Origin of the sequence: Pseudomonas sp. AA-38 (assembly GCF_029457475.1) — a bacterium.
Taxonomy (GTDB): Bacteria; Pseudomonadota; Gammaproteobacteria; order Pseudomonadales; family Pseudomonadaceae; genus Aquipseudomonas.
The window spans coordinates 3,857,566-3,880,693 of the sequence record NZ_CP120359.1 but is presented as its reverse complement, the minus strand read 5'-3'; the positions used below and the strand labels follow the sequence as shown (position 1 = coordinate 3,880,693).

The window sequence follows — 23,128 nt, the reverse complement described above, 5'->3', positions numbered from 1 at the left end:
CCCCCTTTGCCGGCCCATCGCGTCATGACCTTACCTTCTTCTCCTGCGCCTCAGCATGCCGTTGCCCGCCTGCGCGCCGAGCGTCTGGCGCGTAGCCTGAAACCCTTCATCGCCCGTGGCTCGCGAGCCGAGCGCTGCCCGGCCTGTCGCATCCAGCCGGCCTATTGCCTGTGCGCCTGGCGCCCGCAGGTTGCGGCGCAGTCGGGCATGTGCCTGGTGATGCACGATATCGAGGCGCTCAAACCAAGCAATACCGGCTGGCTGATCGCCGACGTGGTGCCCGATACCCACGCCTTCGGCTGGGCGCGTACCGAGGTGGATCCGGCCTTGCCGACGCTGCTGGCCGAACCACAGTGGCAGCCTTATCTGGTATTTCCCGGTGAATATGCCGGCCAGGAACGCGTGGTCGAGGAGGTCAATCTGGCGCCCGGCAAACGGCCTCTGTTCGTGCTGCTGGATGCCACCTGGACCGAGGCGCGCAAGATGTTTCGCAAGAGCCCCTATCTGGATGCGCTGCCGGTGCTCAGCTTCAAGCCGGAGCAGCTCTCGCGCTATCGCCTGCGCCGCTCGACGCGCGGCGACCACCTGTGCACTGCCGAGGTGGCGGCGTTGTGCCTGGAGCTGGCCGGCGATGACCAGGCCAGTGCCGCACTGGACGATTATCTGGATGCCTTCAGCCAGCACTACCTGGCAGCCAAGCGGCGCCTGCCGCTGGATCTCAACGACGCGCTGCACCAGCGTCTACAGGCGTACCGCTGACGACCAGCGGTTTCGGCCACAACTGCGCGATCAGCATGCCGGCGAACATCAAGGCGCAACCCAGGTAGCCGCGCAAGGCCAGTACTTCGCCCAGCAGCAGGGCGCCGGCGATGGCGGCGAACACCGCTTCCAGCGACAGGATGATCGCCGCATGCGAGGCGATGGCGTGCTGCTGCGCCACCACCTGCAGGGTGAACCCGACCGCCACACCGAGCAGGCCACCGTAGAGGATGGCCGGTGCGGCGGCAAGGATGCCGTCTGGCGTTGCCGTCTCGAAGATCGCTGCCAGCAGCAGGCTGATCAGCGCGCAGGTGACGAACTGGATCAAGGCCAGGCGCAGCGGGTCATGACGGCTGGCGAAAAAACTCACCAGCAGCACATGGATGCCCCAGACGAAGGCGCCGGCCAGTTGCAGCCAATCGCCGGGCGCGACGCTGAAGCCTTCCCCGACACTGAGCAGGAACATGCCGAGCACCGCCAGGCTGGCGCCCAGCCAGATGCCCAGGCTGCTGCGCTGACCGATGAACAGACCGAGCAGCGGCACCACGATCACGTACAGTCCGGTAATGAAGCCGGAATTGGTCACGCTGGTGAACAGCAGGCCGACCTGCTGCAGATTGATCCCCAGCGCCAGTACCAGGCCCATGCTCACGCCGCCAAGCAATGTGCTGCGATCGAGCGCAACGGGCCGCTGGCGCTTGCCGCGTTGCAGCAGCATCAGTACCGGCAGCAGGGCCAGGCAGGCGAGGGCGAAACGCAGGCCGGTATAGAGAAAGGGGCCGATGCTGTCCATGCCCAGGCGCTGGGCGACGAAGGCGCTGCCCCAGATCATCGCGGTCAACAGCATCAGCAGATCGGCACGCAGGGCGGGATTTGGCATGGCAGTTCTCGGTGCAAAGCGCAGCATCCTGCCGCAAAGTATCGAGCTTGACCACCTCGTCACGTCTCGGCATGCTGAGCGCCGCCCTGGCTCCGCGAGGGGAGGCGGCGTGCCAGATGCGCTACGCTGAGCGGACAAGGGAGTCGAGGCGCTGTTACAGGGCGCCGCTCATAAAAACAACAGGATCCGCCAATGGCCGTTTATGAAATCCTGATTGCCGATGATCACCCGCTTTTTCGCAGCGCCCTGCATCAGGCGCTGACCCTGGGGCTGGGGCCCGATGTACGTCTGGTGGAAGCTGCCAGCATCGCCGAGCTGGAAGGCCGCCTGGCCGAGAAGGGCGACTGGGATCTGGTGCTGCTCGACTTGAACATGCCCGGCGCTTATGGCTTTTCCGGCCTGGTACTGCTGCGCGGGCAGTATCCGCAAATCCCGGTGGTGATGATCTCCGCTCAGGAAGAGGCGTCGGTGGTCAATCGCTCTCGCGAGTTCGGCGCCAGTGGCTTCATTCCCAAATCCAGCCCGCTGGAAACCTTGCAGCAGGCCGTGCGCCAGGTGCTCGATGGCGACACCTGGTGGCCGCCGCTGGCCGAGGAGAGTGCGCCGGTGTCGGAGGAAACCAAGGCCGCCAGTGCCGGGCTGGCCAGCCTCACGCCGCAACAGTTCCGCGTGCTCACCATGGTTTGCGAGGGCTTGCTGAACAAACAGATCGCCTACGAGCTGAGCGTTTCCGAGGCCACGGTCAAAGCCCACGTTACCGCCATCTTCCGCAAGCTGGGGGTGCGTACCCGGACTCAGGCAGCCTTGCTGTTGCAGCAGATGGAGTCGATCCCGGCGCACTGAGCCCAAGCCCAGTCTGTTCAGACGATGGGAGGCAGCACGATCTGATCGCTGCGACTCACACCTGCGGTGAGGGCACGGCACTGCTCGAGGAACTCGCGCATGGCGGCGGTCTGGTATTTCTGTTTGTGCCAGATGAAGTAGAACTGCCGACGCAGATCCAGCGCCGGGGTTTCCACCGCCACCAGGCTGCCCCGGCGGATGGCGTCGCGTAGGGCCAGGCGGGAAATGCAGCCGATGCCCAGGCCGGATTCCACGGCGCGCTTGATCGCTTCGGTGTGTTCCAGCTCCAGGCGGATATTCAAGCGGTTTGGATGATGGCGCATGGCCTGGTCGAAGGTCAGGCGGGTGCCCGAACCCTGTTCACGCAGGATCCAGGCTTCGTGGGTCAACTCTTCCAGACTGGCGCTGCCGCGCTGGGCCAGCGGGTGTTGTGGCGCGCAGAACACCACCAGCTCGTCCTCGACCCAGGGCTGCACCTCAATGTCCGGGTGCTGGCAGTTGCCTTCGATCAGCCCCAGATCCAGTTCGTAGTGGGCCACCTGCTGCACCACGTGGGCGGTGTTGTGCACCTGCAGCTTCACCCGGCATTCGGGGTGATGCTGCATGAAGCTGCCGATCAGCAGGGTGGCCAGGTAGTTGCCCACGGTCAGGGTGGCGCCGACGTTTAACGAGCCGTAACCGCTCTTGCCACCGAGCAGGCGTTCGATCTCGCGCGCCTGGTCGAGCAGGGCCACCGCCTGGGGCAGCAGTTGATGGCCCAGGGCATTGAGCGCCAGGCGCTTGCCGGCCCGGTCGAACAACTGGCAATCGGACTGGCGCTCCAGCTCGGTGAGCGAGGTGCTGGTGGCAGACTGCGACAATGCGAGCGATTGCGCGGCGCGGGAAACGCTCTCATGCTGCGCCACGGCGACGAAGACCTGAAGCTGTCTGAGGGTAAATCGCATATCGATATAACCGATAACCTATATCTTGATAATCCACTTAACAGATATTGTTGCCGCGAATAGAATGCCGCGCAATCGCGCCTTTGGGCGCTGTGTTTCTCGAGGAAAACATCATCATGAGCAATATGAACGTCGAGCGCGTGCTCAGCGTCCACCACTGGAACGATACCCTGTTCAGCTTCAAGTGCACCCGTGACCCGGGCCTGCGCTTCGAGAATGGCCAGTTCGTGATGATCGGCCTGCAACAGCCCAATGGTCGCCCGCTGATGCGCGCCTACTCCATCGCCAGCCCGAACTGGGAAGAGCACCTGGAGTTCTTCAGCATCAAGGTGCCCGATGGCCCGTTGACCTCGCAGTTGCAGCACCTCAAGGAAGGCGACGAGATCATCATCAGCAAGAAACCCACCGGCACCCTGGTGCTCGATGACCTCAACCCCGGCAAGCACCTGTACCTGCTCAGCACCGGCACCGGCCTGGCGCCGTTCATGAGCGTGATCCAGGATCCGGAAACCTACGAACGTTTCGAGAAGGTGATCCTGGTGCATGGCGTGCGCTACGTGAACGAAGTGGCCTACCGCGAGTTCATCACCGAGCATCTGCCGCGCAACGAGTTCTTCGGCGATGCGCTGAAAGAGAAGCTGATCTATTACCCGACGGTGACCCGTGAGCCGTTCGAGAATCAGGGCCGGCTGACCGACCTGATGCGCAGTGGCAAGCTGTTCGCCGACATTGGCCTGCCGCCGATCAATCCGCAGGACGACCGCGCCATGATCTGCGGCAGCCCGAGCATGCTCGACGAGACCAGCCAGGTGCTCGACAGCTTCGGCCTGAAGATCTCCCCGCGTATGCGTGAGCCGGGGGACTATCTGATCGAGCGTGCCTTCGTGGAAAAATAAGGTTTTTCGCGGGATCGCGGGGAAGTTGGTTTTGATACCGGACTGGCAAGGTTGTGTGTTTGCTTGGTGTTCTGGACGCCGCTGCGGTGTGTTCAGAAACTCCCTGTTTCGCCCCCTCGGGCGACTCACTTTTCTTTGAACTGCGCAAAGAAAAGTAAGCAAAAGAAACGCACCCCCGCCATCCGGGTCTCGCTTCGCTCGACTTCCCTCACTCCGGCATCGCTCCGGGGTCGGCTTACAAGGGCCATCCCTGGCCCTTTAAGCCTCTCGCGGCATCCATGCCGCTCGCCCCCTGCGCAATGCCTGCGTTCGGCCTCCTGAAGGGGGAATTTGCGCGCCTGAGCGGACAGGTATGCCAGGTTGGCGCTGCGTGCTCTGACGGCTGTGAAGTCGCAATGTAGCCATCAAATTAAACCGATACTTTCATTCGCATAGTTTCACCCACTTGCATAGTTTGCCGGCCTGAGGCCGGCATTCTGGTCAGCCTAAGGCTGACCTCATATTCAAGCACTTCCATGCTAATTCTGGGTTACCGCAGGTTCAGGCGTGTGCAGAGCCCGCCCAGGAGGGCGAACGCAATCGTCGTGGAAGAGGTTGAGCGGCATGGATGCCGCGAGAGCCGCGATGGGCCAGGGATGGCCCACCGTGGCGGGCCTCTGGAACGGCGATGGAGTGAGCGAACCCTGGCGAAGCCAGGGCCGGATGACCGGGCGGAGGGTTTTGGTTACTTTTGCCCTACAAAAGTGACTCGCCCGGGAGGGCGAAACCAAAAACATCAGCAAAAACGCGGCAATTCGGAACAAGCACCAGAAAAACACAAACTTGCCAGTCCGGTGTCCAGGTATTCCCCCTGAAAATGCGATGAACCAAAAATGAGCGTTTCCGCTCAACGACAAAGCCGCCGATGGGCGGCTTTGTCGTTTCAGGTGGCTCATGCATGCGTAGCCCGGATGAAATCCGGGCGATGGCGATACATGTTCCCCGGATTTCATCCGGGCTACGGGCTACGGTTTTACAAGCGCTTGGCGTCGAGGATCAGCACCGGCTCGCGCGGTACGTTCTGGTGCATGCCGCGGTTGCCGGTGGGCACCTGGGCGATCTTGTCCACCACGTCCATGCCACGGATCACCTTGCCGAACACGGCATAACCGAAGTCGCGCGAGCCGTGGTCGAGGAAGGCGTTGTCCTTCTGGTTGATGAAGAACTGGCTGGTGGCCGAGTCGCGCACCTGGGTGCGGGCCATGGCCAGGGTGCCGCGGACGTTGTGCAGGCCGTTGTCGGCCTCGTTCCTGATCGGCGAGTCAGTGTCCTTCTGGCGCATGTCGGCATCGAAGCCGCCGCCCTGGATCATGAAGCCGGGCATCACCCGGTGGAACTGGGTGCCATTGTAGAAGCCGCTGTCGACGTACTTGAGGAAGTTCTGCGTGCTGATCGGTGCCTTGTCGGCCGCCAGCTCCACTTCGATTTCCCCCAGGCTGGTGGTCAGCAGCACCTTGGGATTTTCTGCCGCCAGCAGGCTGGAGGACAGCAGCAGGGTGCAGGCAGCGAGCGCGAGTTGCTTGAGCATGATGGTCAGTTTTCCTTGTTGGCAGAGCCGTCGACTTCGGCGAGGAAGTCGAGCAGGACGGTGTTGAAGCGTTGCGGTTGATCCAGCGGTGTGGCGTGGCGTGAATGATCGATCACCTGCAGGCGCGCGTCGGGGAGCTCTTTCACATAGGCCTGCTTGAGTTCGATCGGGGTGTAGTCGCGATCGGCGGTGATCACCAGAGTAGGACAGGTGATGCGTTGCAGCCGTTCCCGCACGCCCCAGCCGATGATGGCGTCGAGGCTGGCGAGATAGGCACGCTTGTCGTTCTGCGGCCAACGCTGCTCTACCTTGCGCCGCAGTTCGGCCTGTTCCGGCAGGGGGAACAGCAGTTTGCCCAGGCCCTTGGCGATGGTGTCCAGTGGCAGCAGACGAGCCAGCAGCCAGCGTTTGGCGATTTCCAGGCGCTCGCGCAGGTTGTGCGGCTTCACTTCCGGAGCACTGTTGACGATGGTCAGGCTGCGCAGCAGATGCGGCTGATCGACACCGAGCTGAAAGCCGATCATGCCCCCCATGGAAATGCCCACCAGGTGCACCGGTGGCAGTTGCAGATGTTCGATCAATGCCGCGACATCTTCGGCGAAGTCGAGCATGCGATAACGCTGGTGAGGTTTGTCCGAGCGGCCATGGCCGCGTACGTCCAGGGCCAGCACGCGGTAATGGGCGCTCAGCGCGGGAATCTGCGCTTCCCAGTCCAGGGTGCTGGAGCCCAGGCCGTGCACCAGCAGCACGGGTGTGCCGTGACCACGATCCTCGTAGTGGAGCTGGCAACCGTCATTGTCGAAGTAGGGCATGGGGCGCCTCAGGTGCTCGACTGCGGTGCGGCGAAGGGGGCATCGAGAGGCGCGCAGTCGAAGTTCTTGATCAGCTCGATGAGGATCTGCGTGGCCGGGCCGAGCGCACGATCCTTGTTGTTATAGAGGAAGAAGCGTGGTTTGCGCACGCCGCCCTGGCTCAGGGGCAGAGGCTTGAGCAGGCCCTCCTGCAATTCGCGGGTGATCAGATGGCGCGGCAGCCAGGCAAAGCCCAGGCCGCTGCTGACGAAAGTGCGCGCGGTCGGCAGGCTGCCCACCGTCCAGCGTTGCTCGGCACCCAGCCAGCCGGCATCACGCGGTTGCAGGCGGCCACTGTCACGGGTGACGACCTGCATCTGGCCTTCCAGATCCTGGAAATTCAGTTCGCGTTGCAGGCGATGCAGCGGGTGTTCTGGGTGGGCGACGGCGACGAATTCCACCTCGCTCAGCTCGATGCCCAGGTGGCCGGTGATGTTCAGGGCGCTGATGGCCAGGTCGGCGGTGCCTTCGAGCAGCACTTCCTCGACTCCCGAAAGCACCTCCTCGCGCAGGCGCACGCGGCAGCCACGGCTTTGCGGCATGAAGGCCGACAGGGCGCGCACCAGGTTGGCCGTGGGGTAGGCGGCATCCACCACCAGGCGCACTTCGGCTTCCCAGCCCTGTTCCATGTGGTGGGCCAGTTCCTCGAGCTGGCTGGCCTGCTTGACCAGGTGCCGCGAGCGGCGCAGCAGCACGTCACCGGCCTCGGTGAGCACCGCCTTGCGTCCATCGATGCGCAGCAGCGGCACGCCGAGCTGCTCCTGCATGCGCGCCACGGTGTAGCTGACCGAGGATTGCGAGCGGTGCAGCACTTCGGCGGCTTGGGCGAAGCCGCCCTGATCTACCACGGCCTGCAAGGTTCGCCATTGATCCAGGGTTACGCGGGGTACCTTCATTACCTCATCCTGCTGTTGGGGCACCTCTAAAAACTACCTGCGTTGTCATCGCTGCGTTAAAAACAGGCTCAAAATGCTCATTTACAGCTCGTAAACTCCGCTTTTTCGCCCGTTTTCGCCTTGCGCTGACTGCCTCGCTTACGTTTTTAGAGGCGCCCATTGGCGCTCATTGCCAGTTAAACTGGCATTCTTCTGTCGGAGAACAGCGCATGAAAAAACTAGGTTGTCTGCTGTTGCTCATGGGCTTGCCACTGGGTGCCCATGCTTATCCCATCGAACTGGAGAAGCAGCTCAATGGCGCCGAGGTATCGGCTACCACCCAGGACATCGACCACAACATCGCGGGGTTGATGCTCTACAACTACGGCCAGCGCGATGCCGAGTGCAAGGCCGTGTTCCGCAATGGCCCGGAGGCGCCGCGTATCCGTCAGGCCAGCCTGGCACCCGGAGCCAACAACAACCTGGTGGTCAGGTTCAGCCGTAGCGTCATCCGTCTAAGGGTGGATCTGACCTGCAAGCCCAAGTAAGTCGAGGCTAGCGCTGCTTGTTGATCAAATCAACTTTATCGATATATGTAAGCGGATATTTGCTCTTTTTCATCGATAGGTGTGGGCGTAACCTGCGCTCCATCGACACCCACCCACTTCGATGGAGTCCTTATCATGTCCCGCGTTCTGGTTATCGAAAGCAGTGCTCGTCAACAAGGCTCGGTGTCCCGCGAGCTGACCCAGCAGTTCATCGCCCAGTGGCAGGCCGCCAACCCGGCCGACCAGGTTCAGGTACGTGACGTGGCGGCCAACCCGCTGCCGCACCTGGATCTGACTCTGCTGGGGGGCTGGATGACCCCGGCCGAGCAGCAGAGCGCGGCGGAGAAGGCCGCGCTGGCACGCTCCAATGAGCTGACCGAAGAGCTGCTGGCCGCTGACGTGCTGGTGCTGGCTGCACCGATGTACAACTTCGCCATTCCCAGCACCCTCAAGACCTGGCTCGATCACGTGCTGCGTGCCGGGGTGACTTTCAAGTACACGGAAACCGGCCCGCAAGGTCTGCTGACCGGCAAGCGTGCTATCGTGCTGACTGCCCGTGGCGGCATTTATGCCGGCAGCGCCCTGGATCACCAGGAACCCTACCTGCGCCAGGTACTGGCCTTCATTGGTATTCACGATGTGCAGTTCATCCATGCCGAAGGCATGAACATGGGTGGCGAGTTCGTGGAGAAGGGCCTGGCCCAGGCCAAGGCCAAGCTGGCCGAAGTGGCCTGATCACGTTCGACTCTCCTGAGTGCCCGCTTGCGGGTATTGCTGCCGGTCATGCCCTTGGGGTGGCCGGCTTTTTGTTGTCGCTTCGCGCAGGTGCGGGGGCTGCCCTGTAGGGTGCGCTGTGCGCACCGATACACAAGACCGCGCCTGGCCGTCCCGGATTGCATCCTGGCTACTCGGTTGGCGAGTCTGTAGCCCTGCATAAGCTGTGCAGTTGTGGATTGTCCGCCTTTGCCGAACGCGCTATGGTCGCCGCCTTCTTCCGGAGGTGGCCGTGCGATATCTGTGGATTGTGACCCTGCTGTGGGCCTTTTCCTTCAGCCTGATCGGTGAATACCTGGCTGGCCGGGTCGACAGTTATTTCGCCGTGCTCACCCGCATTCTCATTGCCGGCCTGTTGTTCGTGCCGCTGACGCATTGGCGCGGCCATGCGCCGGCCTTCGTGCGCGGCATGCTGCTGATCGGTGCCTTGCAGTTCGGCATCACCTACGTCTGCCTGTACCTGAGCTTCGCCGTGCTCAGCGTGCCGGAGGTGTTGCTGTTCACCATCCTCACTCCCTTGCACGTGACCCTGATCGAGGATGCCCTGAACCGACGCTTCAACCCCTGGGCGTTGGTAGCGGCGGGGGTGGCGGTGCTCGGCGCAGGCATCATCCGTTACGACGGCATCAGCCCGGGTTTCCTGTTCGGCTTTCTGCTGCTGCAACTGGCCAACTTCACCTTCGCCGCCGGCCAGGTGCTGTACAAACATCTGCTGCTGCGCCATCCCAGTGAGGGGCCGCAGTACCATCGCTTCGGCTTCTTCTACCTGGGCGCCTTGCTGGTGGCCTTGCCGGCCTTCCTGCTGCTGGGCAATGCCGAGCGCCTGCCGACGACGGCGCTGCAATGGGGTGTGCTCGGCTGGCTCGGCGTGATGGCGTCCGGGCTTGGTCTGTATTGGTGGAACAAGGGCGCCAGCTTGGTCGATGCCGGCACTCTGGCGGTGATGAACAATGCCCTGGTACCGGCCGGGCTGCTGGTCAACCTGCTGATCTGGAACCATGACGCCGACCTGCTGCGTCTGGCCCTGGGCGGGCTGGTGATCGCTGCCTCGCTGCCGCTGGCACGGCTCGGACGGGCCCGGGCCGTGCACGGGAGCGTAGCCTGATGCATTTGTCCGGGCGCGGCGTGGCGCTGTCGGTAGGCGCCTCGGTGCTGTTTGCCATGATGCCGGGCTATGTGCCCTGGCTGGCGCCGCTCGACGGCATACAGATCTTCGCCCAGCGCGTGCTCTGGTCGATTCCCCTGGTATTGTTGCTGGTGGTATTGACGCGGCAGAGTGCGTTGCTGCGCGAAACCTTCGGCCGTTTGCGCCGTGAGCCGCTGCTGCTGGCCGCCTGTCCATTGGCCGCTGCACTGATCGGCGTGCAGTGGGGGCTGTTTCTCTGGGCGCCGCTGGCGGGGAAGATGCTGGACGTATCCATGGGCTATTTCCTCCTGCCGCTGGCGCTGGTGCTCAGCGGCCGGCTGTTCTACGGCGAGCGTCTGCGTCCCTTGCAGCGCCTGGCGGTAATCTGCGCCGTGCTCGGCGTGTTGCACGAGCTATGGCGCACTCAGGCGTTTTCCTGGCTGACGCTGATCACCGCAGTGGGTTACCCGCCCTATATGATGCTGCGTCGTTGGATGCGTTTGGATGCGCTGTCCGGCTTCGTGCTGGAGATGCTCATACTGGCGCCACTGGCCATCTGGCTGATCGTCGCGTATGGCCCGGCCAATGCCTTCGCCAACAAGCCTGAACTCTGGTTGCTGATGCCGGGCATGGCGCTGATCGGCACCCTGGCGTTCGCCTCGATGATGGCATCGAGCCGACTGTTGCCCATGGGGCTGTTCGGCATCCTCAGCTACGTCGAGCCGGTGCTGTTGTTCGCCGTGGCGTTGCTGGTGCTGGGGGAGCGCTTCGATGCCGCGCAGTGGCTGACCTATCTGCCGATCTGGCTGGCGGTATTGCTGGTGGGCTGGGACAGTGCGCGCTTGCTGCGCAAGCAGGGCGCGGGTTGATCAGGCGGCACTGTGGCGGGCGTCGGACAGCGGCATGAGTTGGCTGTAGGGGTTGTTCACCCGGTAGTGCAACTGGATGACGCCACTGTTGAAGCGGCGCTGTTCGCATAATTCCAGGTTGCGTTCCAGCCCGGTGGCGAACAGGCGGATGCCGGCGCCGAGCAGGCAGGGTGTGAGGTTGATCAGCACTTCGTCGATCAATCCGGCAGCGTGACAGTTGCCCGCCAGGGTGCTGCCGCCCAGCAGCCAGGTGCGCTGCAGGCCTGCCTCGCGCAATACCGCCATGGCCTGGCTCGGGGTGCAGTGGGTCAATTGCACTTCTGCGCAGGGCCGCCGCAGGGCCGAGCGGGTCAGCACCACGCAGGGCTTGCCGGGGTAGGGCCAGGGGCCGCCCTTGGCCAGCAGGGCCTCATAGGCCATGCGCCCCATCAGCAGCGAGTCGATCCCGGCGTAGAACTGCTGGAAGCAGTTTTCCTCGTCCGCCTGGCGTTCGCTCTCGAGCCAGTCGAGGCTGCCGTCCGGACGCGCGATATAGCCGTCCAGACTGGAGGTGACGTGGTAGATCAGTGAGGGCTGCATCCTGCCTCCGCGAAGGGCGGGTGTTGGCGTTGGAGTGGTACACCGAGGACAAGTTCGCCAGCCGCCGTACCGCTGGTCGGCAGGAGCAGCCTGTCAGTTCAGCACATTGCGCAGGATCTCGTAGACGATGCCCGTGGCCACCGCTACCAGCACCACGTCGCTGCCCACCTGCTTCCACTCGTAACCCTCGTAGTGAGGCAAGCGTGCCGACAGGCGGCTGTCGAAGTTCTTGGCAATACCGGGTGGCAGAGGCTTGCCGCGGGCCAGGTTCTTGGCGATACCGGGCGGCAGGGAGGGGCTCGGGCCGATCAGTTGGCGATTTTCGCCCAGCACGATACGCACCTGGCCGATGTCCACGCTGGGGCCGCGCATGTCGAGTTGCACCTCGTCGTGACCGCCCTTATGCGGATTGCCCTTGCCTGGCGGTGGTGCGGCGAGCAGCGGGGAGGCAGCCAGCAAGGCGCACAGGCCAAGGCATACAGCGGCGTGAGGTTTCTTCGGCATGAGGGACGCTCCCGTGGTGTGATGTCAATTCGACGCTCGGTATGCGGTTTCGGTTCCTGTGCCTGTGAAGGTTAGCCCTGATCGCGCTGTTAATCGGGGGGCGAGTGCAAAGAAACTCGGCCCGGACGCCGGAAACCGTTAGGCTATGCACCGTTTTGTCGATCCTTCGAGGTAGTGTTGCCGTGTTTGCCCAATTCGCCCTGCATGAACGTCTGCTCAAAGCCGTGGCCGAGCTCAATTTCGTCGAGCCGACACCCGTGCAGGCGGCTGCCATTCCACTGGCGCTGGAGGGCAAGGATCTGCGCGTGATCGCCCAGACCGGCAGTGGCAAGACCGCTGCCTTCGTCCTGCCGTTGCTCAACCGCCTGCTCGGCGATGGCAACTCCCGCCAGCGCCTGAGCATTCGCGCGCTGATCCTGCTGCCGACCCGCGAGCTGGCGCAGCAGACCCTCAAGGAAGTCGAGCGTTTCGCCCAGTACACCTTCCTCAAGGCCGGCCTGGTCACCGGCGGCGAGGACTTCAAGGTGCAGGCGGCGATGATGCGCAAGATCGACATTCTGATCGGCACGCCGGGCCGCCTGATCGAGCATGCCAACGCCGGTAACCTGCCGCTCGACGAAGTCGAAGTGCTGGTGTTCGACGAGGCCGACCGCATGCTCGACATGGGCTTTGCCGAGGATGCCCAGCGTCTGGCCGAGGCCTGCGGGCCGCACCAGACCCTGCTGTTCTCCGCCACCACGGGAGGCAACGGCCTGCGCGAGATGATCGCCAAGGTGCTCAAGGAGCCCCAGCACCTGATGCTCAACAGCGTCAACCAGCTCAACGAGGGTACCCGCCAGCAGATCATCACTGCCGACCACAATCATCACAAGGAACAGCTTGTGGACTGGCTGCTGGCCAACGAAACCTATGACAAGGCCATCGTCTTCACCAATACCCGGGTGCAGGCCGACCGCCTCTACGGCAAGCTGGTGGCGGCCGGGGTCAAGGCCTTCGTGCTGCACGGCGAGAAGGATCAGAAGGATCGCAAGCTGGCCATCGAGCGCCTACGCCAGGGCGCGGTCAAGGTACTGGTGGCCACCGATGTGGCGGCGCGCGGGTTGGACGTCGATGGCCTGGATCTGGTGATCAACTTCGACATGCCGCGCTCCGGCGATGAGTACGTGCACCGCATCGGCCGTACCGGTCGCGCCGGTGGCGAAGGCCTGGCGGTGTCGCTGATCTGCCATGGCGACTGGAACCTGATGTCGAGTATTGAGCGCTACCTCAAGCAGCGTTTCGAGCGTCGTACCATCAAGGAACTGAAAGGCGCCTACCAGGGGCCGAAGAACCTCAAGGCCTCGGGCAAGGCCGCTGGCAGCAAGAAGAAAAAGACTGAGAAGAAAGACCCGAAGAAGGCCGCCGCGCCCAAGCGCAAGACCGGCCCACGCCCGGCCGGCAAGCCTTCCGCCCTGGTCAGCGCCGACGGCAGCGCGCCGCTCAAGCGCAAGAAGCCGGTGGCAGAGTAGCGGTGTAGGGTGGACGACGCTTCATTCGTCCACCGTTCTACGCTGGTAACGCACGGTCTGCCCCTCTCCCATTTATGGGAGAGGGCTGGGGAGAGGGTGGCTCAGGCCATTCGGATCTGTCAGATAGGCCCTCTCCCCCGGCCCCTCTCCCGCTTGCGGGAGAGGGGGGGCTCAATCCACCCCGACGAAACCACCGGTCTGGTGCTGCCACAGGCGTGCATACAGACCGCCACGGGCGATCAGCTCGGCGTGGCTGCCGGTTTCGATCACCTGGCCCTGGTCGATCACCACCAGGCGATCCATGCGCGCGATGGTGGACAGGCGGTGGGCGATGGCGATCACCGTCTTGCCCTGCATCAGGCTGTCCAGACTTTCCTGGATGGCCGCTTCCACTTCCGAATCCAACGCCGAGGTGGCTTCGTCCAGTACCAGGATCGGCGCGTCCTTGAGCAGCACGCGGGCGATGGCGATGCGTTGGCGCTGACCGCCAGAGAGCTTGACCCCGCGTTCGCCCACCTGCGCATTCATGCCGCGCCCGCCCTGGCTATCGTCGAGATTGGGGATGAAGGTATCGGCACGCGCCTTGCGCACGGCTTCCCAGAGTTCCTCATCGCTGGCGCCAGGCTTGCCGTAGCGCAGATTGTCGCGAATCGAGCGGTGCAGCAGGGCGGTGTCCTGGGTGACCACGCCGATATGCGCGCGCAGGCTTTCCTGGGTGACCGTGGCGATGTCCTGGCCATCGATCAGGATGCGCCCGCTTTCCAGGTCGTAGAGACGTAACAGCAAGTTGACCAGGGTGGATTTGCCCGCGCCGGACGGGCCGACCAGGCCGATCTTCTCGCCAGGGCGGATGGCGATGTCGAGGCCGGCGATCACGCCGCCTTGCTTGCCGTAGTGGAAGTGGATGTCCTCGAAGCGTACCTCACCTCGGGTTACCTGGAGCGGCTGGGCGTCTTCGCGGTCGAGCACCTGGCGCGGCTGGACGATGGTCTGCATGCCGTCCTGCACGGTGCCGACGTTCTCGAAGATGCCGTTGACCACCCACATGATCCACTCGGACATGTTGTTGATGCGGATGACCAGGCCGAGAGCCAGGGCAATGGCGCCGGTGCTGATCAACGTCTGGCTCCACAACCACAGGGCCAGGGCGCCGGTGCCGACGATCAGCACGCCGTTCATGCAGGTGATGAGAAAATCCAGCGCGGTGATGGTGCGCGACTGCAGGCGGAACTTGTCGAGCAGTTCCTGCATGGCCTCGCGGGCGTAGCTTTCCTCCTCCTGCGAATGGGCGAACAGCTTGAGCGTGGCGATGTTGCTGTAGCCGTCCACCACCCGCCCCATGACCTTGGAGCGCGCGGCAGAGGCAGCAGCCGAACGCGCCTTGATGCGCGGCACGAAGTACCACAGCGCGGCGCTATAGCCGACTATCCACAGCAGCAGCGGCAGCACCAGGCGCAAGTCGGCGGCGGCGAACAGGTACAGTGCGCTGCCGGCATAGACCACTACATGCCACAGGGCGTCGATCACCTGCATGGCCGACTCGCGCAGTGATGGGCCAGTCTGCATCACCCGTTGGGCGACGCGCCCGGCGAAATCGTTCTGGAAGAAGCTCAGGCTCTGCTTGAGCACGTAGCGGTGGTTCTGCCAGCGGATCAGGTTGCTCAGCCCCGGGTTGATCGCCTGGTGTGCCAAGAGGTTGTGCAGGCCGAACACCACGGGACGGATGATCAGCGCCACCAGCAGCATCCACAGCAGGTCGCCCCGATGTTCGGCGAAGAAGCTGTTGGCATCCATGCTGGCCTGGGCCATGTCGATCAACTGGCCGAGGAAGGCGAACAACGCCACCTCGATCAGCGCGGCGAAGAAACCGATGATCAGTATGGCCAGCATCAGCGGCCACACCTGTTTCAGGTAGTGGCCGTAAAAGCGCAGCAGCCCCGCTGGTGGTGCGACATCGGGGCTGGGTTTGAAGACGTCGATCAACGACTCGAAGCGGCGAAACAACATGGAGGCGGCGTCCTGCCCAGAAAGCGAACGCCGATCCTAACGCGAACCTGTCTCAGGTGGCAGTGTTCTCTTCAGCTCACTGGCCCAGGCCAGTAGTGGCACTTCGGTCTGTGGTTGCCAGATGCGCCGCAGCAACAGCAGCAGTTGCTCGGGCTCGCCACGGGCGAAGGGCTGGCGGTCGATGCGTTCGTGTACCTGCCACTTGCCTTCTTGCCACTGGGCGAAGTCGAAGCGGAAGGGGTGGTAACCGGTCATGCCCAGGCGCAGGTCGGTGACGATCAGATGCCCTTCCACCCGGTCATAGCGCAGCACTCCGTTGGTGAACCAATGCAGGCGCTGGTGCATCGGCGAGTCGGCCAGCGCTGCCTGCAGGTGGGTGCCACGGGGCAGGCGCTGCAGTTGCGGTGGTGCGCTGTCGAACCAGCCGGTCAGCGCCTCGTGATAGTCCTCGCCATCCACCACGATGACGCGCCAGAGCAGGGTATTGAAAGGCGTCGGCGTGACGAACAACTGTTCGGCCTGGATGCCCTGGCGGGCCAGCTCACGTTCCACCCGTTGTTCGGCCATGAACTTGCCGGCCAGGCTGAAGCCGATGTACAGGGTCGAGATCGCCAGGGCCACGGCCGGTACGCGCCAGCTCTGCTCGCGCAGGCCGCTGAACAGGCTGACGATCACCGCCACCAGCAATGGCAGGCTGTATAGCGGGTCGATGATGAACAGGCTCGACCAGGCCGTGGGCGTTGGCATCAAGGGCCAGAAGAGCTGGGTGCCGTAGCTGGTGAAGGCATCCAGCAGCGGGTGAGTGATCAGCACCAGCCAGAGGGTGAGCAACAGGCGCCTGCTGCTGTAGCCGGGATGAGGACGAAAGCGCCGGATCAGCCAGGTGAGCAGCAGCGGCAGGCCGCTGAGCACGAAAAGCGAGTGGCTGAAGCCGCGGTGATAGGTCATCTCGGCCACTGCATCGCCGTAGTCGATGACCACGTCGAGGTCGGGTAGGGTGGCCAGCGCGGCGCCATAGAGCAGGGCCTTGCGCCCTTGCCAGCGACCGAGCAACGCGCCCTGTATGCTGGCGCCGAGAACGGCCTGGGTAATCGAATCCATTGCGTCGATCCATGAATGACGAGGCCGCTACGTTAGCGGAGCGCCGCCGCCGCTGCCGTAGCGAAATTTCAAGCAAAGGTTACAGTAGGCATCGCACCAGCCAGGCCATTCTTCCATGCTGATCATTTCCAACGCTGTCCACCTCCCGCTGGACGAGATCGAACTGACCGCCATCCGCGCCCAGGGTGCTGGCGGGCAGAACGTCAACAAGGTGTCCAGTGCCGTGCATTTGCGCTTCGACAGCCAGGCTTCGTCGCTGCCGCCGTTCTACAAGGAGCGCCTGCTGGCCGCTCGCGACTCACGCATCACCGAGGGCGGCGTGGTGATCATCAAGGCGCAGCAGTTCCGCACTCAGGAGCAGAACCGTGCCGATGCGTTGGAGCGTCTGGTCGAATTGATCCGCAGCGTAGCCAAGACCGAGAAGAAGCGCCGCCCGACCAAACCGACCCGTGGCTCACAGACGCGCCGTCTGGACGGCAAGAGCAAGCGTGGGGCGATCAAGGCTGGGCGGGGGCGGGTTGACTACTAGGGGGCTATACCGTTCGGGCGTTTCGGCGCGGCCGTACGCGTAACGTCGACAGTCTCTGATGGTTGGTTTTTCGCATGTTAGGGGGAGGGCTTGGTTGATACTGGACTGGCAGGTTTGTGTGTTGTTTGGTGTTCTGGGCGCCGCTTCGGTGTGTTCGGAAACTCCTTGTTTCGCCCCCTCGGGCGACTGACTTTTCTTTGAAATCGGATTGCCGTCCAGCGCAAAGAAAAGTAAGCAAAAGAAACGCACCCCCGCCATCCGGAACTAGGCGTCCCCGTCATGCTTCGCTCGACTCCCCTCACTCCGGCACCGCTCCGGGGTCGGCGTACATGGGCCATCCCTGACCCATTACGCGGGGCCGCCATCGGTATCTCGCGGCATCCATGCCGCTCGCCCCCTGCGCAATGCCTACGTTCGGCCTCCTGAAGGGGGCATTTGCGCGCCTGAACGAACGGGCAATCCATAGGTTGCTCGGCGTGTTCTAGTAGCGATGAAGTCGCGATTGGGTCGTCGAGTTAAACCAATACTTTCATTCGTGTAGTTTCAGCTTGCCGGCTTGCAGCCGGCATCCCGGTCAGCCCTAAGGCTGACCCATGTTCAAGCACTCCACTCTAATTCTGGGTTACCTCGGGTTCAGGCGCGTGCAGAGCCCGCCCAGGAGGGCGAACGGAATCGTCGTGGAAGAGGTTGAGCGACATGGATGTCGCGAAAGCCACGATGGGCCATGGATGGCCCACCGTGGCGGGCCTCTGGAGCGACGATGGAGTGAGCGAACCTCGCGCAGCGAGGGCCGGATGATCGGGCGGAGGGTTTTGGTTACTTTTGCCCGTCAAAAGTGACTCGCCCGGGAGGGCGAAACCAAAAACATCAACAAAAACGCGGCAATTCGGAACAGGCATAAGACACACACCGTATTGCCAGTCCGGTGTCAGTACGGGCTTTCCCGAGCCCCGCGAAGAATCTGATGCTCACAGCCTAAAGAAGCTCACCTTCTCCTGCATGCGCGTGGCCAGGTTGGCCAGTTCGCGGCTGGCCACGGCCACCTGCTCGGAGCCGGCCGAGGTTTCCTGAGTGGCCTGGTGAATGCGCCCGATGTTGGCGCTGACATCCGCGGCGACGTTGCTTTGCTGCAGCGAGGCGCTGGCGATCTGCGCGTTCATGCTGTTGATGGCGGTGACTTCCTGGTGGATCTTGCCCAGCGAGCTTTCGGCGATGCGGGTCTGCTCCACCGTCTGCTGCGCTAGTTCGCGGCTGTCCTGCATCACTTCTGCGGCCTTGTTGGTGCCAGCCTGCAAGGTGGCGATCATGCCGCGAATCTCGCGGGTCGACTCCTGGGTACGGTTGGCCAGGGAGCGTACCTCGTCGGCCACCACGGCGAAACCACGGCCGTGCTCGCCAGCACGGGCGGCCTCGATGGCGGCATTGAGCGCCAGCAGGTTGGTCTGCTCGGCGATGGCGGTGATCACGTCGGTGATCTTCTCGATGTTCTCGCTGTCCTGGGCCACCTGCAGCACGCTCTGTGCGGCACTCTCCAGGGTGTTGGCCAGGTTCTGTATGGCACCTGCGGTGCTGGTCACCACCTCATTGCCCTTGCTCACCTCGATATCGGCACTCTGCGTGGCATCTGCCGCCTGGGTGGCATAGCCGGCCACTTCGTTGACCGTCGCCGCCATCTGCTGGATGGCACTGGCGATCTGCGCTGCCTCGCTGGCCTGCAGGTGGATCTGCTGGTTGTTGTTGCTCGAGGTGTGCAGCAGTTGCTCGGAGGCCTGCAGCAGTTCGGCCGCCGCGCTGCGTACCTGGGTGATGGTGTCGGCCAGGCGGCGGGTGGTGTTGCCCAGAGCGGCCATCACGCTCTGTGGGTAGCGGGTGTCGATACGCTGGTCGAGCTGGCCATCGGCCAGGCGCCCAATGGCCTCGGCAACTTCGTGCGGCTCGGCACCGAGCGTCGACTTCAGGCGCTGGATGATCAGCAGGGAAATGCCGATGCCGAGCAGGATGGCCACCGCCGTGGCCAGCAGCATCAGCCACTGGAAGCTGCCCGCGGTGGCACGCACCGCATCGATGTGCTGGGCGATCTGCCGCTCCTGGAAGTCGATGTAGGCATTGATGTCCTTCAGCCATTGGCTGTAGGCCGGCGACACCTCCTTGAGCAGCAAGGCCTGCGCCCCGGCGCGATCATCCTGGCGGCGCAGGTTCAGCAACTGCTCGGTCAGTTGCAGGGTGCGCTGCTCGGTGGCCTGAATGGCTTCGAGCAGGCGTTGTTCCTCGGCGGTGGCCGGTTGGCTGGCGAGCAGTTGCTGCATCAGCGTGGTCGATTTCTGGTAGTCGCCGCGCAGGCGCTCGATGGTCTGCAGGTAGGCGTTCAGGGCACTGTCGTCCACCAGTACGGCGTCGCGAATGGCGATGGCACGGTCATGCACGCTGCCACGGAAGTTGATCGCGTAACGCTGCTTGAGGGCGGCGCCTTCGTTGACCTCGGTGAGCGTAGAGTCGATGAAGCCAACCCGCTGCACGCCGATCAGGCTGATCAGCAGCATCAGGGACAGGATCAGGCCGAAGCCCAGGCCCAGGCGTTGGGCAATGCTGAGTGGGGCGTGCATGGACGATGCTCCTATGAGCGCGCAGACGAAGAAGATGAGGGTGATTCTAGGGAGCGCCGCGACGGCACTACAGTGAATAGTGGCTACATGGCCAATAGCCATTATGCATCTATTGCACGGCGGGAGTGAGTGGCGGGGGGATTCTGCTGGCAGCCTTGCGCGGGCCAGTTTTTTGCGTCTGCACAGGACGCTCGTGCAGAGTATGGCGGGGCGCGCCTGGCGCCCCGCCACACATCCGCCAGGGCCTCAGATGCCCTGCGGAATCTCTTCACCGCCGAGGGCGCTGAACAGCTCGGGCAGGAACTCCACCAGAGTCATCATCATCAGGGTGAAGCTGGCATCCTGCTGAGCCAGGGCATCGTCGCCGCCATCCTGTTCGGCCTGCTCCTGAAGGATGTCCTCGAAGCGCAGGCGCTTGATGGTCAGCTTGTCGTCGAGGACGAAGGACAGTTTGTCCTGCCAGGCCAGCGATAGCTGGGTGACCTGCTTGCCGGTGGACAGGTGCAGCTGGATTTCCTCGCTGGTGAGATCCTGGCGCTTGCAGCGCACCACACCGCCATCCTCATGGGTATCGCGCAGCTCGCATTCATCGAGGACGAAGAACCCCTCGGCGGCGCTCTGGCTCTTCAGCCAGTCGGTAAGGGTGGCGGTCGGGGCGATCTTCACCGACAGCGGGCGCACCGGCAGCGAGCCGATGGCCTCGCGCAGGGTGGAGAGCAGGTCTTCGGCCTTCTTGGCGCTGGCGCTGTCCACCAGGATCAGGCCCTGTTTCGGCGCGATGGCGGCGAAGGTGCCAGATTTGCGAATGAAGGCGCGTGGCAGGAAGGCCTGGACGATCTCGTCCTTGATCTGGTCGCGCTCCTTTTTATACACCTTGCGCATCTGGGTGTTCTCGATCTCGTCGACCTTCTCCTTGAGCGCATCACGCACCACCGAGCCCGGCAGGATGCGCTCTTCCTTGCGTGCGCCGATCAGCAGAAAATCGCCGCTGACATGCACCAGCGGGGCATCGGCACCCTTGCCGAAGGGGGCGGTGAAACCGTAGGTGGTCAGTTCCTGGCTGGCGCAGGGGCGTGCCGGTTTGCTGGCCAGAGCAGCTTCCAGTGCGTCGGCGTCGAAGGGGATGTCCTGGGTGAGGCGATAGACCAGCAGGTTGCGGAACCACATGAGCGGGTGACTCTCCATTGGCTTGAGGGGGCGCTGACCGACCAGGCGGGCGCGCCAACGAACGGGGGGCAGGGGCTGCCTGCCGATATGCAGCGCGCATTATTGTCGCCTAGAGCGGCGAGGCCAACCCTGGCAAGTGGCCGTCTGGATAATTCCTGGGCATTCGCTAAGTTCTTGCTGCCTCGATAAATTTTTTTCACATCCAGGCTTGCCAAGGTCATCTGCGCTCACTAGAATGCGCCCCACTTCGAGAGTGAATGGGGTGGTTAGCTCAGCCGGGAGAGCATCTGCCTTACAAGCAGAGGGTCGGCGGTTCGATCCCGTCACCACCCACCAATCTCGCAGTTACGCGCAGCGGTAGTTCAGTCGGTTAGAATACCGGCCTGTCACGCCGGGGGTCGCGGGTTCGAGTCCCGTCCGCTGCGCCATTCTTCTCCTCGCTTCATCCCCTCCTGTGACAATTCTTCGGCGTTCGCCGAAAACTTCAAGAAATCCTTTGTACGCCTGAACTTGTGCGCTTTGCCGGGCTCCTAATGCCGTAGCCAGCAGCGTGCTGCTTCGCAGGCCTCGATCCTGTGATGTCTGCTTGCGTCGAGGCGCCAACAGACCCTAAGCTCGCGCTTTCACACGACGGCCTTCGGGCGCATCAACAAAGGAACAAGCATGAAACAGCATCGTTTGGCGGCGGCGGTTGCCCTGGTGGGTCTGGTACTCACGGGTTGTGATTCGCAGACCAGCGAAGTCGAACTCAAGAGCCCGGCGCAGAAAGCTTCCTACGGTATCGGCCTGAATATGGGACGCAGCCTCTCCGAGGAAGGCATGGACGATCTGGATTCCAAGGCCGTCGCCCAAGGTATCGAAGACGCGATGGCGAAGAAGGAGCCGCGCATCAAGGATGAAGAGATGGTCGAGGCCTTCACCTTCCTGCAGAACCGTGCCCAGGAGCGCATGGTTGCGCTGAGCAAGGAAACCGCCGAAGCCGGCAAGAAGTTCCTCGAAGAGAATGGCAAGCGTGAAGGCGTGGTGACCACCGCCTCCGGCCTGCAGTACGAAGTGATCAAGAAGACCGATGGCGCTCAGCCCAAGCCTGACGATGTGGTCACCGTTCACTATGAAGGCAAGTTGACCGATGGCAGCGTCTTCGATAGCTCGGTCGCCCGTGGCAGCCCCATCGATCTGCCGGTCAGCGGCGTGATCCCAGGTTGGGTCGAAGGTCTGCAACTGATGCACGTGGGCGAGAAGTACAAGCTGTACATCCCCAGCGAGCTGGCCTATGGCGAGCAGAGCCCGTCGCCGGCCATTCCGGCCAACTCGGTGCTGGTGTTCGATCTGGAACTGATCGGCATCAAGGACAAGAACGCCAAGGATCAGGACGTCGCTCAGTAACAGCCTGCCCTGATTGAAAAAAACGCCCCGTCTCTTGATGGGGCGTTTGCATTTTTGCGCTTGACCTGAGCGGGGCGAGCTGATCCAGGTGTTACGCTTATGCACATTGTGCGAATCACTCCCAAGTGATCGCCGTTACACTTGAATGACTTTTTCGTCAACTCACAACTTATTGATTTCATTGGGTTTTGTGGGCTGGGCAAAAAATGCCCGATCTGACTGAAGGCCCCATAGCACGGGGCTTTGGTAAGCTTGTCGAAAGTCTTTGCACAGGTTTATCCACAGCTTCGGTGGATAAACCGGCAACCCCAGGCAGTCACTGGGCTGCCAAGGAGCGATGATGAAAACTCCCTGGAAACTGGCGCGTTACCTTCCGCTTGCGGCGCGCTTCGTGCGTGAGGGCAAGCTGCCCGAACTGTTGCGCCAGCTTGCCGACAAGAAGACCCCGGTTGGCGCCCGCTTCGCCGCGCTCAGAGAGGACGTGCAACTGTTGCGTTCGCTGTGCCTGGCCTGGTTCAAGGGCGAATACCGACAGGTCAGCAAGCAGGCCTTGCTGATGGCCGTGGCGGCGTTGCTCTACTTCATCACACCGCTCGATGCCATACCCGATTGGTTGGTGGGCTTGGGGTTCGTCGACGACCTCGCCGTACTGGCCTGGGTACTCAATACCTGGAGGGACGAGCTGCAGGCGTTTCGCCTCTGGCGCGAGCAGCAATCGCCAGAGCGGCTTGCCGTCATCGAAGCGCTGCCTGCGCCGAGCGATGCCAAGGACGTTTCGCCTCGGGCGACCATCTGAGTCGGCCGCCTGTTAA

At 63.1% G+C, this 23,128-nt stretch carries 22 protein-coding genes and 2 tRNA genes; 13 read left to right on the top strand and 11 right to left on the bottom strand.

What is annotated here, in order from left to right; genetic code table 11:
* Positions 1–24 precede the first annotated feature (24 nt).
* Positions 25–759: a tRNA-uridine aminocarboxypropyltransferase gene (locus PVE35_RS17835; protein ID WP_277372556.1), complete on the top strand. Its 735-nt coding sequence runs from the start codon at positions 25–27 to the stop codon at positions 757–759.
* Here the strand turns inward: PVE35_RS17835 and PVE35_RS17830 are convergent.
* Positions 719–1,639: a DMT family transporter gene (locus PVE35_RS17830; protein ID WP_277372555.1), complete on the bottom strand. Its 921-nt coding sequence runs from the start codon at positions 1,637–1,639 to the stop codon at positions 719–721. The two genes, PVE35_RS17835 and PVE35_RS17830, sit on opposite strands and share 41 nt — an antisense overlap.
* 192 nt (positions 1,640–1,831) lie before the next feature.
* On the opposite strand from PVE35_RS17830, the gene erdR reads away from it, so the two are divergent.
* Positions 1,832–2,482 (top strand): response regulator transcription factor ErdR, encoded by a 651-nt coding sequence (gene erdR, locus PVE35_RS17825; protein ID WP_268178444.1) that lies wholly within the window; start codon positions 1,832–1,834, stop codon positions 2,480–2,482.
* Positions 2,483–2,499: 17 nt separating this feature from the next.
* Here the strand turns inward: erdR and PVE35_RS17820 are convergent, their stop codons facing one another.
* Entirely contained in the window at positions 2,500–3,426 is a 927-nt protein-coding gene (locus tag PVE35_RS17820; protein ID WP_277372554.1) for a LysR family transcriptional regulator, read from the bottom strand.
* 116 nt (positions 3,427–3,542) lie between these two features.
* On the opposite strand from PVE35_RS17820, the gene fpr reads away from it, so the two are divergent.
* Complete coding sequence (gene fpr / locus PVE35_RS17815; protein WP_268178441.1) at positions 3,543–4,322, top strand: ferredoxin-NADP reductase; 780 nt, start codon at positions 3,543–3,545, stop codon at positions 4,320–4,322.
* 1,012 nt (positions 4,323–5,334) lie between these two features.
* Here fpr and PVE35_RS17810 read toward each other — a convergent pair.
* The 3 genes from PVE35_RS17810 to PVE35_RS17800 are packed head-to-tail and all read right to left on the bottom strand — an operon-like array spanning position 5,335 to position 7,636.
* A complete protein-coding gene (locus PVE35_RS17810; protein WP_277372553.1) occupies positions 5,335–5,889 on the bottom strand; it encodes a peptidylprolyl isomerase in 555 nt (184 codons plus the stop codon).
* 5 nt (positions 5,890–5,894) lie between these two features.
* Entirely contained in the window at positions 5,895–6,701 is an 807-nt protein-coding gene (locus PVE35_RS17805) for an alpha/beta hydrolase (protein WP_277372552.1), read from the bottom strand.
* An 8-nt stretch (positions 6,702–6,709) separates the two neighbouring features.
* Positions 6,710–7,636 (bottom strand): LysR family transcriptional regulator, encoded by a 927-nt coding sequence (locus tag PVE35_RS17800; protein WP_277372551.1) that lies wholly within the window; start codon positions 7,634–7,636, stop codon positions 6,710–6,712.
* A gap of 209 nt (positions 7,637–7,845) precedes the next feature.
* Here PVE35_RS17800 and PVE35_RS17795 point away from each other — a divergent pair, with 209 nt between their 5' ends.
* The 4 genes from PVE35_RS17795 (at position 7,846) to rarD (ending at position 10,932) form a co-directional block, all read left to right on the top strand.
* Positions 7,846–8,163: a 3-phosphoglycerate kinase gene (locus PVE35_RS17795; protein ID WP_277372550.1), complete on the top strand. Its 318-nt coding sequence runs from the start codon at positions 7,846–7,848 to the stop codon at positions 8,161–8,163.
* A 135-nt stretch (positions 8,164–8,298) separates the two neighbouring features.
* The gene (locus tag PVE35_RS17790; RefSeq protein ID WP_277372549.1) at positions 8,299–8,898 is read left to right on the top strand and encodes an FMN-dependent NADH-azoreductase; all 600 of its coding nucleotides are present in this window, start codon (positions 8,299–8,301) and stop codon (positions 8,896–8,898) included.
* A gap of 271 nt (positions 8,899–9,169) precedes the next feature.
* Complete coding sequence (locus PVE35_RS17785) at positions 9,170–10,042, top strand: carboxylate/amino acid/amine transporter (protein ID WP_277372548.1); 873 nt, start codon at positions 9,170–9,172, stop codon at positions 10,040–10,042.
* Positions 10,042–10,932: an EamA family transporter RarD gene (gene rarD, locus PVE35_RS17780; RefSeq protein WP_268178432.1), complete on the top strand. Its 891-nt coding sequence runs from the start codon at positions 10,042–10,044 to the stop codon at positions 10,930–10,932. Before PVE35_RS17785 ends, rarD begins: the two co-directional genes overlap by 1 nt.
* Here the strand turns inward: rarD and PVE35_RS17775 are convergent, their stop codons facing one another.
* Entirely contained in the window at positions 10,933–11,511 is a 579-nt protein-coding gene (locus PVE35_RS17775) for a dihydrofolate reductase family protein (RefSeq protein ID WP_268178431.1), read from the bottom strand.
* Between the two features lie 93 nt (positions 11,512–11,604).
* Positions 11,605–12,015 (bottom strand): anti-virulence regulator CigR family protein, encoded by a 411-nt coding sequence (locus tag PVE35_RS17770; RefSeq protein ID WP_268178430.1) that lies wholly within the window; start codon positions 12,013–12,015, stop codon positions 11,605–11,607.
* A gap of 182 nt (positions 12,016–12,197) precedes the next feature.
* Here PVE35_RS17770 and PVE35_RS17765 point away from each other — a divergent pair, with 182 nt between their 5' ends.
* Complete coding sequence (locus PVE35_RS17765; RefSeq protein ID WP_277372547.1) at positions 12,198–13,523, top strand: DEAD/DEAH box helicase; 1,326 nt, start codon at positions 12,198–12,200, stop codon at positions 13,521–13,523.
* A 171-nt stretch (positions 13,524–13,694) separates the two neighbouring features.
* Here PVE35_RS17765 and PVE35_RS17760 read toward each other — a convergent pair whose 3' ends face one another.
* Both PVE35_RS17760 and PVE35_RS17755 read right to left on the bottom strand, forming a co-directional pair.
* On the bottom strand, positions 13,695–15,530 hold the full coding sequence (locus PVE35_RS17760; protein WP_277372546.1) for an ABC transporter ATP-binding protein: 1,836 nt from the start codon (positions 15,528–15,530) through the stop codon (positions 13,695–13,697).
* Positions 15,531–15,566: 36 nt separating this feature from the next.
* Positions 15,567–16,631: a metal-dependent hydrolase gene (locus PVE35_RS17755; RefSeq protein WP_277372545.1), complete on the bottom strand. Its 1,065-nt coding sequence runs from the start codon at positions 16,629–16,631 to the stop codon at positions 15,567–15,569.
* 115 nt (positions 16,632–16,746) lie between these two features.
* Between PVE35_RS17755 and arfB the strand changes: the two genes are divergently transcribed.
* A complete protein-coding gene (gene arfB / locus PVE35_RS17750) occupies positions 16,747–17,160 on the top strand; it encodes an alternative ribosome rescue aminoacyl-tRNA hydrolase ArfB (RefSeq protein WP_277372544.1) in 414 nt (137 codons plus the stop codon).
* A gap of 968 nt (positions 17,161–18,128) precedes the next feature.
* Here the strand turns inward: arfB and PVE35_RS17745 are convergent.
* Both PVE35_RS17745 and rdgC read right to left on the bottom strand, forming a co-directional pair.
* Complete coding sequence (locus PVE35_RS17745) at positions 18,129–19,763, bottom strand: methyl-accepting chemotaxis protein (RefSeq protein WP_277372543.1); 1,635 nt, start codon at positions 19,761–19,763, stop codon at positions 18,129–18,131.
* A gap of 246 nt (positions 19,764–20,009) precedes the next feature.
* Positions 20,010–20,930, bottom strand: a complete 921-nt coding sequence (gene rdgC / locus PVE35_RS17740; RefSeq protein WP_268178424.1) for a recombination-associated protein RdgC — start codon at positions 20,928–20,930, stop codon at positions 20,010–20,012.
* A gap of 260 nt (positions 20,931–21,190) precedes the next feature.
* Here rdgC and PVE35_RS17735 point away from each other — a divergent pair.
* The 4 genes from PVE35_RS17735 to PVE35_RS17720 all read left to right on the top strand — a co-directional run bounded on the left by PVE35_RS17735 (position 21,191) and on the right by PVE35_RS17720 (position 23,112).
* Positions 21,191–21,266 (top strand) — tRNA-Val (locus PVE35_RS17735).
* 15 nt (positions 21,267–21,281) lie between these two features.
* Positions 21,282–21,358 (top strand) — tRNA-Asp (locus PVE35_RS17730).
* Between the two features lie 235 nt (positions 21,359–21,593).
* Positions 21,594–22,316 carry an FKBP-type peptidyl-prolyl cis-trans isomerase gene (locus PVE35_RS17725; RefSeq protein ID WP_268178423.1) on the top strand — a complete coding sequence of 241 codons (723 nt, stop codon included), beginning with the start codon at positions 21,594–21,596 and terminating at the stop codon, positions 22,314–22,316.
* Between the two features lie 340 nt (positions 22,317–22,656).
* Positions 22,657–23,112 carry a DUF1232 domain-containing protein gene (locus tag PVE35_RS17720; protein WP_277372542.1) on the top strand — a complete coding sequence of 152 codons (456 nt, stop codon included), beginning with the start codon at positions 22,657–22,659 and terminating at the stop codon, positions 23,110–23,112.
* Positions 23,113–23,128 lie beyond the last annotated feature (16 nt).